This is a genomic window from Streptomyces sp. NPDC002044, assembly GCF_040296725.1.
Taxonomy (GTDB): Bacteria; Actinomycetota; Actinomycetes; order Streptomycetales; family Streptomycetaceae; genus Streptomyces; species Streptomyces antarcticus.
Genome location: NZ_JBEOXU010000002.1, coordinates 49,232 through 62,075 on the forward strand (window position 1 = coordinate 49,232; position 12,844 = coordinate 62,075).

General features: G+C 74.8%; 7 protein-coding genes and 1 pseudogene. 5 read left to right on the forward strand and 3 right to left on the reverse strand.

Annotated elements, in window-relative coordinates; translation table 11 throughout:
• Positions 1-24 precede the first annotated feature (24 nt).
• Positions 25-1,203 (reverse strand): DUF2786 domain-containing protein, encoded by a 1,179-nt coding sequence (locus tag ABT106_RS00990; protein WP_351270385.1) that lies wholly within the window; start codon positions 1,201-1,203, stop codon positions 25-27.
• A gap of 231 nt (positions 1,204-1,434) precedes the next feature.
• On the opposite strand from ABT106_RS00990, the gene ABT106_RS00995 reads away from it, so the two are divergent.
• On the forward strand, positions 1,435-3,183 hold the full coding sequence (locus tag ABT106_RS00995) for a bifunctional 3'-5' exonuclease/DNA polymerase (protein ID WP_351270388.1): 1,749 nt from the start codon (positions 1,435-1,437) through the stop codon (positions 3,181-3,183).
• A 64-nt stretch (positions 3,184-3,247) separates the two neighbouring features.
• Here the strand turns inward: ABT106_RS00995 and ABT106_RS01000 are convergent, their stop codons facing one another.
• Positions 3,248-3,754, reverse strand: coding sequence for a GNAT family N-acetyltransferase (locus tag ABT106_RS01000; protein ID WP_351270391.1), 507 nt, complete (start codon positions 3,752-3,754; stop codon positions 3,248-3,250).
• 100 nt (positions 3,755-3,854) lie between these two features.
• Entirely contained in the window at positions 3,855-5,078 is a 1,224-nt protein-coding gene (locus ABT106_RS01005; protein WP_351270393.1) for a serine hydrolase domain-containing protein, read from the reverse strand.
• 293 nt (positions 5,079-5,371) lie between these two features.
• On the opposite strand from ABT106_RS01005, the pseudogene ABT106_RS01010 reads away from it, so the two are divergent.
• From ABT106_RS01010 to eccCa, 4 genes and pseudogenes are all read left to right on the forward strand, one after another.
• Positions 5,372-5,659: pseudogene (locus ABT106_RS01010) on the forward strand (hypothetical protein); the annotation flags it as partial.
• A gap of 266 nt (positions 5,660-5,925) precedes the next feature.
• Positions 5,926-7,281 carry a type VII secretion integral membrane protein EccD gene (gene eccD, locus ABT106_RS01015; protein ID WP_351270396.1) on the forward strand — a complete coding sequence of 452 codons (1,356 nt, stop codon included), beginning with the start codon at positions 5,926-5,928 and terminating at the stop codon, positions 7,279-7,281.
• Positions 7,282-7,341: 60 nt separating this feature from the next.
• Positions 7,342-8,655, forward strand: a complete 1,314-nt coding sequence (locus tag ABT106_RS01020) for a MinD/ParA family ATP-binding protein (protein ID WP_351270398.1) — start codon at positions 7,342-7,344, stop codon at positions 8,653-8,655.
• Between the two features lie 115 nt (positions 8,656-8,770).
• A complete protein-coding gene (gene eccCa, locus ABT106_RS01025) occupies positions 8,771-12,748 on the forward strand; it encodes a type VII secretion protein EccCa (RefSeq protein ID WP_351270401.1) in 3,978 nt (1,325 codons plus the stop codon).
• Positions 12,749-12,844 lie beyond the last annotated feature (96 nt).

Consider the following 12,844-nt stretch of genomic DNA (forward strand, 5'->3'; position numbering starts at 1 on the left):
CGGTCCGGACCGGACCGTGCCCGGTCAGCGGGGCAGCGGGCTGCGCCTGCCGCCCATGTGGGCGCGGTCGGCGGCCGCCGTGCCGTCCTCCCAGCCCGCGTGGTCGGTGGCGCCGCGCAGCCGGGTCGTCGTGGTCCGGGGGAACATCTCGTCCGCCCGGGAGGTCACCGCCACGTCGCGGGCCACCAGGGCCGGCAGGTTGTCCGGGGCCTCGGCGGCCGTGTGCCCGGCCGTCTCGGCGAGCCGCTGGCCGAGCCTGCTGGCGTACGCGAGCAGGAACGACTGCCGGAAGGTCTTCGTCCGCTTGCGTCCGCCGGAGCGCTGCGCGGCCTCCGCGCGGGTCATCGCCGCCGTGCCCTGCACGAGCAGCGAGGTGTACAGCAGCTCCACCGCCTCCAGGTCGCTCTCGAAGCCGACCACCGCGGAGAACCCGAAGCCGCTGTTCCACACCGCCCGGCAGCGGTTGGCGGTGGCCACCGCGTCGAGCAGGACCGCCTTGGCCTCCTCGTACGGTGGCTCGACACCGATCCGGCACGCCCCCGGCACCCGCGCGGGCCCGCCGCCGCGCGCCGCGAGCAGCGCCTCGTCCACGGTGTGCCGGGCCATCAGCTCCTGGGCCTTGGCGCTGAGCGCCTCCGCCTCCTCCGGGAACGTGGTCGCCTCGGCCTTGGCGAGCAGGGCCCGGATGCGGCCGAGCATCCGCGGCTCGATGTGCGCGTGCTCCCCCCCGGGGTCCGCCGGGTCGCCCGGCAGCGGGCCCACCGGCTCGATCGAGGGCAGCCGGATCAGCAGCCGCAGCACTTCCAGAACCGCGCCGGCCAGCGTGAACCGGTCCGTCCGCTCCCGCTGCGCCAGCCGGTCGGCGTACTCCCCGTCGCTCCCCCACCACGCCTCCGCGTCCGTCCACCGGGCGGGGAGCCGGGCGTAGCGGCGCGCCTCGGCGGCGATCAGGTCGCCGGTGATCCTCAGGTGCCGCTCGTCGAGGTCGCGGCGCACCAGCCGCAGCACGTCGGCCGGCCGCCAGCCGCGCTCCCAGCCCTGCCGTACGTACGCCTCCCCGCGCGCGAGCAGTTCCTGCCCCACCCCGGGCCACAGCGCGGGCTCGGCGACGAGCACGGAGGCGCCGGTGTCCAGCCCGGCGTCGTCCTGGGCGTAGAGGGCGGCGGCGAAGGCTCGGTCGACGGTCTCGGCAAGGTCTCTCACACCCTCCAGCTTGGCATGTCCCCCACTCCACCCCGGCCGGCGCCCTTTCAGCCCGGGCGGCGCCCTTCCAGCCCCGCCGGCGTTCGAGGCGCGGGGCCCGGGGCGGAGCCCCGGCAACGGCGCGGCACCCGAGCCCGACTCCCCCGGCACGGCCCCGAACCCCCCAAGCCCCCGGCCGGGGCCCGGCACGGCGCCGCCCTCCTGTCAGACCCCGGTGGGACACTCGCACCCGTGAGCGAAAACACCGGCCGGTGGGCCCTCGCCGAGGACGCCGACGGGTGGTGGCACGCCGCGCCCGTCACCCCCGGGCCCCCGACCGGGACCGGAACCCCGCCGCGCCCCGCCGGGCCCCGGGTCCGCGTCCGCGACCCCGCCGAGGCGGTACGGGCCGCCCCCGCCGGGACGCGATGGGTGTGGCGGTCCACCCCCGCGGTGTACCCCCGCCTGCTCGCCGCCGGCGTCCGCGTCGAGCGGTGCCACGACGTCGAGAACGCCGAACTGCTGCTGCTCGGCCACGAGGGCCGGTTCGGGGAGCCCCGTTCGGCGGCGGCCGCCTGGGCCCGGCTCAGGAACGAGCCCGTACCGCCCGACCCGCCGCAGCGGGCCGCCCTGCCCGGCACACAGGACTCCCTCTTCGACCCCCAGCCCGCCCCCGTACCCCTCGACGCCCTGCTCGCGGTCCACGCCGACCAGGCGGCCCGCCTCGGTGTCACCGCCCGCCCCGACCGGATGCGGCTGCTCGTCGCCGCCGAGTCCGCGGCCTTCCTCGTCGCCGCCGAGATGAACCGCGCGGGCCTGCCCTGGCGGGCCGACGTACACCGCGCCCTGCTCACCGGCCTGCTCGGCGAGCGGTACGGCGGCGGCGGCGAACCCCGCCGGCTCGCCGAACTCGCCGACGAGGTGTCCGCCGCGTTCGGCCGCCGTGTGCGCCCCGACCTGCCCGCCGACGTGATCAGGGCCTTCGCCGAAGCCGGGATCAAGCTCAAGTCCACCCGCCGCTGGGAGATCCAGGAGCTGGACCACCCCGCCGTCGAGCCGCTGATCGCGCACAAGAAGCTGTACCGGATCTACACCGCCCACGGCTGGAGCTGGCTCGCCGACTGGGTCCACGACGGCCGCTTCCGCCCCGAGTTCATCCCCGGCGGGACCCTCACCGGCCGCTGGATCACCAACGGCGGCGGAGCCCTGCAGATCCCCAAGGTGATCCGCCAGGCGGTCGTCGCCGACCCCGGCTGGCGGCTCGTCGTCGCCGACGCCGACCAGCTGGAGCCCCGTGTCCTGGCCGCGATCTCCCGCGACCCCGCCTTCATGGAGGTGGCCGGCCGTCCCGAGGACCTCTATACCGCCGTCTCCCGCCAGGGCTTCTCCGGCGACCGGGACAAGGCGAAACTCGCCGTCCTCGGCGCCGTCTACGGGCAGACCTCCGGCGACGGCCTGAAGAACCTCGCCGCACTGCGCCGCCGCTTCCCCCAGGCGGTGGCGTACGTGGACGACGCCGCCCGGGCGGGCGAGGAGGGACGGCTCGTGCGGACCTGGCTGGGCCGCACCAGCCCTCCCCCCGTGGCCCCCGCCGACGAGGACGAGGACGGACTCGGGGACGGACACGGGAACGGCGGCGGGGAGGGCGGCGAGACAGGCCCCTCCCGGGACCGCGACGACGCCTGGACCCCGGGCCACGCCTCGGCCAACACCCGGGCGCGCGGCCGTTTCACGCGCAACTTCGTGGTGCAGGGCAGCGCCGCGGACTGGGCCCTGCTGCTGCTCGCGGCCCTGCGGCAGGCGATGGCCGGGATGCGGGCCGAGCTGGTGTTCTTCCAGCACGACGAGGTGATCGTGCACTGTCCCGCCGAGGAGGCCGCGGCGGTCGCCGAGGCGATCCGCACCGCCGGGGACCGGGCCGGGCGGATCGCCTTCGGCGACACCCCGGTCCGGTTCCCGTTCACGACGGCGATCGTGGAGTGCTACGCCGACGCCAAGTGACCGCGGCCCGGGGCTGCCCCCGGGGCCGGGCCCGCCCGGAACCGGCCCCGCACCGGCCCCGGGGTCAGGCCGGGCCCTCCAGCCCCTTCAGCTCGTGGACGTAGAGGTGGAACTCGTCGCGGACGAAGCCCTCCGCCTCGTACAGCCCCTGCGCGACGTGGTTGTCGTACGCCGTCTCCAGCTGCACCGCGGCCGCCCCCGACGCCGCGGCGCGGCGCAGCACCTCGCGCAGCAGGGCCGTCGCCGCGCCCGTACGCCGCCCGGCCGGGGCGACGTACAGGTCGCCGAGGATCCAGGCGGGCCGCAGGGCCAGGGAGGAGAACGTGCGGTAGACCTGCGCGAACCCGACCGTCCCCGCTCCCGGAACCTCGGCGAGCAGCACCAGCGACTCGTCCTTGGCGATCCGCTCGGCGAGGAACTCCCTCGGCCGGTCCGGGTCCTCGACGCGCACCTCGTAGAAGTCGAGGTAGCCGCGGAACAGCGCGGCGGCGGCGTCGAGGTCCGCCTCCCCCGCGGTGCGGAGCACGACCCCGGTGTCCGGCTGCCGCCCCTGCGATGCCTGACCGTTCATGTACGTCATCTCTCCCTCGGCCGACGACCCGCGCGGAAGCCCATTGTGCGCGGGACGGGGAGGTGAGGGGCGGGCGGGTCCGCGCGGGGGATCCGCGCGCCTACTGCTTGCCGGCGGCCGGCTGGCCGGGCAGCTTGAACACGTGGTCCGGGGTCACCACCTCGGTGATCGCCTGGCCGAACAGGGAGCTGGGTTCGGACCCCTCGTCGGCGATGTCGGTGTTGAGCAGGACCACCATCGTGGCCCGCGCCTCGGGCAGGTACACGGTCAGCGACTGGTAGCCGGGCAGCGAGCCGTTGTGCCCGATCCAGCCCTCCGCGTCGAAGATGCCGAGACCGTAGCCGGTGTCGGGCAGGTTCCCGGCCGGGCTGGTCTTGAGCCGCTGCGCCTGGGTGGCCGGCGTCAGCAACTGCCCGGTGGCCACGCTCTTCGCCCAGACCTTCAGATCGGCGAGGTCGGAGACCATCGCGCCGGCTGCCCACGCCCACGAGGGGTTCCAGTCGGTGGCGTCCTCGGTCTTCCCGGAGGCCGTCTGGTTCGTGTATCCGTGGGCATGCGGCGCGGGGAACTCGGCGCCCAGCGGGAAGAGCGTGTGCTTCAGCCCGGCGGGCGCGACGACCTCCTTGTTGACGTACTCGGCGAGGGGGGTGCCGGTGACCTTCTCGACGACCAGGCCGAGCAGGATCAGGTTCGTGTTGCAGTACTGGAACCGCGCGCCGGGCTCGAACTGGACCGGGTGCGAGAAGGAGAACGCGAGCAGCTCGCGCGGGGTGAAGTTCCCCCGGGGATCGCTGGTCAGGGCCTTGAAGAAGCCCTCGTCCTCCGAGTAGTTGAACAGCCCGCTGCGCATCCCGGCCAGCTCGCGCAGCGTGATCCGGTCGCCGTTGGGGACGCCGGGGACGTACTTCCCGATCGGATCGTCCAGGCCGGCCCGGCCCTGGTCCACCAACTGGAGCAGGGCGGTCACGGTGAAGGTCTTGGTCTCGCTGCCCATCCGCATATAGAGGCCGGGGGTCATCGGCGCGCCCGTCGCCTTGTCGGCGACGCCGAAGGCCCGTACGTACTCGCCCTTGCCCGGCGCCGACAGGGACACCATCACCCCCGGCACCTTCGCCTCGTCCATGACCCCGCGGACCGCCTCGTCCAGCCGCGCGGCCACGGCCGGGGTGAGCTGCGGGAAGGCGACCGCCGCGGGATCGGCGGCCGCGACCGCCGCGACGGGCGCCGCCGCGCCCCGGGCGTGGGCGGCGCCACCGCCGAGGGGCGCCACCACGAGCCCGACCGCGGCCGCCGCGGCCGCCGCACTGCGCCATCGGGTCGCCATGACGGGCCTCCTGCGGTGCCGAGGCGAAAAATCCTCCCTCCACGCTAGCCTCGGGCCCCGCCCCGGGCGACCGGACCACTGCCGGACCGGCGCGGACGGCCGCGTCCGGTGACGCCCCGAGGGCAGAGGTTCCCTCCGTGGACCGGGGTGTGCCCGAGGTTGTTCCATGCCTTATGTTGCAGAGGCAAAACACGGGGGACTTCTCATGGCGCAGGCGCAGCATCCGCGCCCCGGAGCGGTTGTTGGCGCTCGACGAGCCGAGACTGAGCCGAGACTGAGGCGACGGACGACGGATGGCAAGGGACTACGACAGCCAGCTCCTGGAGTCGGTGACGGTACGCCGCCGCAGGATGGGCGACGCGCTGCTGTTCGGCGCGCAGCGGGCGCGGCGCACGGCGGACGAGCGGCTCGGGAAGCTGTTCGCGGGCATCGCCATCGCGGCTGTCCTGTGTGCGGGTTGCGTCGGGTGGTCCTTCATCCAGCACACGCTCGCCAAGCAGAAGGCCGAGCAGCAGCGGCAGCAGAGCCGTGTGGAACAGGGAGTGCCGCCGGCGAAGTCACCGCGGCCGACGGGCCCGGCCGCGGCGCCCCCCGCGTCCTCGTCGCCGCACTCGTCCGCAGCGCCGCACGCGTCCGCTTCGCCCCGCGCGTCGTCGTCGCGCAAGCCCCAGAAGTCGCCCCAGCCCACGCGTACGCCCAAGCCGCCCCAGCCGGCGGCGTCGTAGGGGCAGTGGGAGAAAGTGGGGACGCAGACGTGTGCAGATCCGGGAAAGCTCACCGCCCCGCAGCAGAACTATGCCCCCTTCGCCCCGAAAGGTCGCCATTCCGCGATGATAGGTTCCGGTAAGTGGTGAGCACAGCAACGACTTCCCGGGCGCAACTGAGCCGGGTGACCCTGGTCGGCGAGCGGCGCCGGGCCGACATGGTCCTGCCCTCCGACACTCCGATCGGGCAACTGCTCCCGGACGTTCTGCACCTGCTCGACGACCGGGCCGCGTCCCGCCCGATGACGCGGCAGCTGATCACGGCGGACGGTTCCGCGCTGCCGCACGACAGCACGCTCGCGTCGGCCGGGATAGCCGACGGCGCCGTCCTACGGCTCGTACGGTCCCACTCCGCGCCGCCCGCGCCCGTCGTCCACGACGTCACCGACCTGGTGGCCGACGACCTCGACCTGCGGGCCTGGCGCTGGCGGCCGGCCGCCCGCCGGCGCAGCGCGGGCGCGGCGACCGTCGCGTTCGCGGTGACGGCCGCGCTGCTCGCCCGCCGCGAGTTCACCCTCGACGCCCTGGCCGTGGCCCTCGGCGGCGTCACGCTCGTCCTGCTGACGGCCGGTGCGCTCGTCGCCCGGATCGGGCAGGGCAACCGGGGCCTGGCCACCGCCCTCCTGCTCGCCTCCGGCGCTCTGGGCGTCCTCACCGCGTGGACCGCCGCGGACGCCCACCACTGGTCGGGCGGCGCACGGCTCGCCGCCGTCGCGGGCGCGCTCGTCCTGACGCTGGTGCTGCTCGGCTACTTCTCGCCGCTCGGCCGGGGCGGGCTCATCGGCGCCGTGGTCACCGCGGTGATCACCGCCGTATGGGAAGCCGTCGCCGCCGTCCAAGGCGATCCGGCCCGGCTCGGCGCGGTCATGCTCCTCTTCTCCGTGGTGCTGCTCGGCCTGCTGCCGCGGCTCGCCCTGATGGCCTCGGGGCTCACCGCGCTCGACGACCGCCGCTCGGGCGGCGCCTCGGTCAGCCGCCACGAGGTGGGCAACGCGCTCGCCGCCACGCACCGGGGGCTCGCCCTCGCGACGATCGTCACCGCGGTCTCGGCCGCGGCGGCCGGCTGGCTGCTGACGCTGGCCGCGGAGCCGACCGTGTGGACGGTGGTCCTGCCGACGCTCGCCGTGGTGGTGCTCCTGTCCAGAGCGCGCGCCTTCCCGCTGGTCGCCGAGGTCGTGGCGCTGTTCGCCGCCGCGGCGCTGCTCGTCGTACGCCTCGTGATGCTGTGGGCCGGGCACGGCGGCGGCGGCGGGCCGCTCGCCGTCCTCGCGGTGGCGGCGCTGTTGCCGCTGCTCGTGCTCGCGGTGCAGCCGCCGGATCACGTACGGGTGCGATTGCGGCGTACCGCCGACCTCGTCGAGTCGGTCGGCATGGTGGGGCTCTTCCCGATCGCCATCGGGGTGTTCGGCGTGTACGGGCAACTGCTCGACAAGTTCTGAGGCAACGTACGGGCGCTCCGCGTGGGGCGGCAGACCGGAATGAAGAGGGGCGGGGCAGGGATGCCGAGCGGAGACAACTGGCAGGGCGACGTCCTGCGCGACCTGAGGTCCGGCGCCGCGGCGCCCGGCGCCCGGCCACCGTCGCAGAGCCCGGCCGCCGCGCAGCCGCCGCACGGCCCCGGCTTCCCGGCCCGGGGGGCCGGCGGCGCGGTCCACGGCGGCCCGGACCCGGCACCCGCCGCCCCGGCGCCCGGTCCCGCGCCCGGTCCGGCTCCCGGTCCGGCTCCCGGTCCCGCGCCCGGTCCGGCTCCCGCACCCGTTCCCGGCGGCCGGCAGTCCGCCCAGCCCCCCGGCGGCGCCCCGCACCCGCAGCCCGTCCCGGACCGGGGACACCCCCAGGCGGCTCCCCGGAGCCACGGCCCGCGGCTTCGGCCGGCGGCCCCGTCGGCCCGTACCCCCGACTCCCGGCCCGCGGTCGACAAGGACCTGGCCGGAGCGGTGCGCAAGCCCCGGCACGGCGAGCCCTTCGCCACCCGTGCCGCCCGCGCCGTACGGCGAATCGTTTCCTCATCCGTCGCGCGTGAGGTCGCCGAAGCCACCCGCGCCGCCGAACTGCTCCAGCAGCCCGTCACCACCGGCCGCCAGATCGCCGTCACCTCGATCCGCGGCGGCGCCGGCAAGTCCACGGTCGCCGCCCTGCTCGGCACGACGTACGCCCACTACCGGCAGGACCCCGTCCTCTTCGTCGAGGCCGACCCCGCCCTTGGTTCCCTGCCCGTCCGTCTCGGCGCCGAGACCCTGCGCTGGACCACCGGCGACGTCGCGGACATCGTCGAACCCCAGATGTCGCTCCTCGACGTCACCGGCTACCTCGTCCAGCTCCGTGACAACGCCTGGCTGCTCCCCGGCAGCCAGGGCCAGATCGGCGCGATGCTCGACACCCGGTCCTACGAGCGGGCCATGGTCGCGCTCCGCCGCTACTTCGGCGTGACCGTCGTCGACTGCGAGACCCTGCCCGCCGAGGTCGCCCGCGTCGCGCTCTCCGCCTCCCAGGCCCGCGTCCTGGCCACCCCCGCGACCCTCGACGGCGTCGCCAGCACGTACGCGGTCCTCCAGTGGATGCGGGGGCTGCCCCCGCACATGATCGCCGGCACGGCCGTGGTGCTCACCGAGCAGACACCGCACTCGGGGATCGACCTCGCCGAGGCGGCCCGCACCCTCCAGGCCACCGGGACGAGCGTCCACGTCCTGCCGTACGACCGGCACCTGGCGGCCGGCGGGCCCATCCGTCCCGAGCTGCTCGCCCACGCGACCAGGCAGACCGCCACCCGGCTCGCCGCGGACGCCTTCCAGCTCTCCCAGAAGCGGCACTGACCGGGATGCCGAGCCCGAGCGCACCGAACCCGACCGTGCCGTGGCCGCCCGTACCCAGCCCGACCCCACCCAGCCCGACCGCACCGTGCCCGACCGCGAATGACGGACGACGACGATGAGCACCCGACTGGTCCACCGCCCGGCCAGAACCATCAGGCCCCCGGCCGCCCCCGCCGCCCGCATCATCGAGGCCCCGCCCAACCTGCCCGAGGGCAAGGCGGGCAACATCGCCATGTCGCTGCTGCCCGTGGCCGGAGTCATGTCGTCGGTCGTGATGATGACGGTCGTCCGCAACAGCCAGTTCGCCGCCCTCGGCGCGCTGATCCTCGTCGTCACCATCGTCGGATCCCTCGCGCTCGTCTTCTCCCAGCGGGGCAAGGCCCAGCGGACGCGCCGTACGCAGCGCGAGGCATACCTCGCCTACCTGGAGGACCTGCGCGAGGAGCTGGCCGGCGAGGAACGCGAGCGCGGCGAACGGGCCGACGTCCTCAACCCGTCGCCCCACGCCCTGTACGACATCGTCCGCGACCCGGCCCGGCTGTGGGAGCGCCGTCGCGTCGACGGCGACTTCCTGCGCGTGCGCGTCGGCACCGGCGAGATGCCCGTACGCGACCTGCGGATCGCGGACCAGGGCTCCAGCGTCCTCACCCCGCCCGATCAGTTCATGCTCAACGAGGCTTCGGCCCTGACCAGCCGGTTCCGCAACGGCACCGAACTCCCGCTCACCATCCCCCTGGACCGCGTCGGCAACGTCACCGTCATCGGTCCCCGCGAGGACTGCCTGCGCGTCGCCCGCGCCCTGATGGTGCAGACCGCCGCCGCCCACGCCCCCGACGACGTCGCCATCGCCCTGGCCGTGCCCGGCGACCGGCTCGGCGACTGGGAATGGGCCAAGTGGATGCCGCACCTGCTCGACACCGATCAGCTCGACGGCCCCGTCGCCGCCCGCCGCATCGCCCCCTCCGTGGACCAGCTCGCCCGGCAGATCGGCCCCGAACTGCGCCGCCGCGCCTCCTACGCCGCCGAGGTGCGCCGCGGACTGTCCGGCAAGGACGCCCTGGCCATGACGTCCCGCCTGCTCGTCGTGACCGACGGGCACGGCGAGGACGCCGCCGAACTGCCCCGCCCCGACGAAGCGGTCGGCCTGCGCGAGATGGGCGTCACCGTCCTGCACCTGCTCGACCAGCGGATCCGGGAGCCCGGACACGTCGGCGTACGGATCACCGTCGAGGGAGACCGGGTCCTCATCGAGGACCTGCGCCAGGAGGAGCCGATCAGCGCCCACGGCACCGTGGACGAGGTCGGCCTTCCCTTCGCCGAGGGCCTGGCCCGGATGCTCGCCCCCCTGCGGCTGTCCGCCGAGTCCCTCGTCGACGCCCCGCTGTCCGGACCCGTCGACTTCGCCGGCCTGCTCGGCATCGACGACGTGGCCCGCCTCGACCTGGCGAGCCTGTGGGCCCCGCGCGGCGAACGGGCCTTCCTGCGCGTGCCCATCGGCATCAGCGACTCCCACGGGCCCGTACTGCTGGACCTCAAGGAGTCCTCCGAACTGGGCATGGGCCCCCACGGCCTGTGCGTCGGCGCCACCGGCTCCGGAAAGTCCGAGCTCCTGCGCACCCTGGTCCTCTCCCTGGTCGCCACGCACCCGCCGGAGGACCTCGCCCTGGTCCTCGTTGACTACAAGGGCGGCGCCACCTTCGCGCCGTTCGCGGACCTGCCGCACGTCGCGGGCGTCATCACCAACCTGGAGAACCAGGCCGGTCTCGTCGAGCGCGTCCACGCCTCGCTCGCCGGCGAGGTCAAGCGCCGCCAGCGGGTCCTCAAAGAGGCCGGCAACGTCGCCGACATCGGTGACTACGCCGCGCTGCGCGCCGAACGCCGGCCCGACCTGGAACCGCTGCCGCACCTGTTCGTCGTCATCGACGAGTTCGGCGAACTGCTCACGGCCAAGCCGGACTTCATCGACCTGTTCCTGTCCATCGGCCGCATCGGCCGCTCCATCGGCGTGCACCTGCTGCTGTCCAGCCAGCGCATCGAGGGCGGCAAGCTCAAGGGCCTGGACACCTATCTCTCGTACCGGCTGGGCCTGCGCACCTTCTCCGCCGACGAGTCCCGTACGGTCCTGGACACCACGGACGCCTTCCACCTCCCGCCGCTGCCCGGCTTCGGCTACCTCAAGGTCGACACCAGCCACTACGAGCGGTTCAAGGCGAGCTACGTCTCGGGCGCCTACCGGGGCCCCGTACAGCGCGCCGATGAGGAGGCCAGCGGACCCCTCGCCCTGGAGTACACGGCCTTCAACACCCTGTCCGAGCCGGACGCCACGGGAAGCCGGGAGCCCACGGCCCGGCGCCGCGAGACCGGGCCGACCGAGATGGGCGTCATCGTCGAGCAGCTGAGGAACGCCGCCGCCCCGGTGCGCCGCATCTGGCTGCCCCCGCTGCCCGACGCGATCCCCCTGGACGCGGTCGCCGGTCCCCTCGACGTCGGCGCACGCGGCATGCAGCTCTCCAAGCGGCGCGGCCGGCTCGCGGTGCCGCTGGGCCTGATCGACGACCCGACCCGGCAGCGGCAGGGCGAGTGGTACCTCGACCTCACCGTCGCCGGCGGCCACGCCGCCGTCATCGGCGGCCCGCAGTCCGGCAAGACCACCCTGCTGCGCACCCTCGTCCTGTCCCTCGCGCTCACCCACACCCCGCAGGAGGTCGGCGTCTACGGCCTCGACCTGGTCGGCGGCGGCCTCCAGGCCCTGTCGGGCCTGCCGCACGTCGGCGGGATCGCGGGGCGCGCCGACCGCGAACGCGCGGCCCGCACCCTCGAAGAGGTACGGAACATGCTCGCGGCCCGCGAGGACCTCTTCCGCGACCACGGCATCGACTCCGTCGAGCAGTTGCGCACCCTGCACGCGGCCGGCCGGCTGCCGCAGCTGGCCTCCGCCGAGATCGTCCTCGTCATCGACGGCTTCGGTGCGCTGCGCGACGACTTCGAGGAACTCGACGACGCCGTCGTGGACATCCTCAAGCGCGGTGGCGGCTACGGCATCCACGTCGTCGCGGGCATGCTCCGCTGGAACGACGTCCGCATCGCCACCCAGTCGAACTTCGGCACCCGCGTCGAACTGCGCCTCAACGACCCGAGCGAGTCCAGCGTCGAGCGCAAGCTCGCCGAGACCCTGTCGCCCGGCGAACCCGGCCGCGTCCTCACCGACGGCAAGCTCTTCGCGCAGGTGGCACTGCCCCGCACCGACGGGCTCCGCGACACCTCGGACCTCGGCGCGGTGCTGGAGCGCACGGCCGGTACGATCCGCGCCACCTGGAGCGGCGAGGCCGCCCAGCCGGTCCGCGTCCTGCCGCACCTGCTGGAGCCCCACCTGCTGCCGGGCCCGGCCGCCGAGCCGGGGCGGGTGCCGATCGGTCTCGACCAGAACGGGCTGGCGCCCGTGCTCCTCGACCTGTTCCGGCACGACCAGCACCTGCTGGTCATGGGCGACAGCGAGTGCGGCAAGACGAACCTGCTCAAGACGATCGCCGCCGGCCTCATCGACCGCTACGGCGAGGAGGAGCTGGTCTTCGCCATCATGGACCCGCGGCGGAGCCTGCGCGGTGTGGTCCCGGAGGAGTTCAACGGCGGCTATGCCTACAACGGCAAGATGTGCGCCGGGCTGGCCGCGGGCATCGCTGGCGAACTGGAGCGGCGGCTGCCCGACGACAGCGCCCCTCTGGAGGACCTGGAACCCGGCAGCTGGGGCGGCGGACCGCGGATCGTCGTGCTCGTCGACGACTACGACGTGCTCACCACCGCGGGACAGTCCCCGCTCGCCCCGTTCGTCCCGTACATCCCGTCGGCGATGGACATCGGCCTGCACTTCGTCCTGACGCGCCGCGTCGCCGGCGCCTCGCGCGGAATGTACGAACCACTGGTGCAGGCCCTGCGCGAATCGGGGGCCTCGGCGGTCGTCATGACGGGAGACCGGGGCGAGGGCCAGCTGTTCCCCGGGGTGTACGCGTCCCAGCAGCCCGCCGGCCGCGGGGTGCTCGTCCGCAGGGGCCGGCCCAGCCGCCTGATCCAGACCGTGTACACGTCACCCGGGTAGCCCCCGGGTATCCCCCGGCCGCCCCACGGCCACCGGCCACCTGCCACCGGCCGCCTGCCGCCTACCTGCCCGATACCGGACTGCGAAGGACCGTAC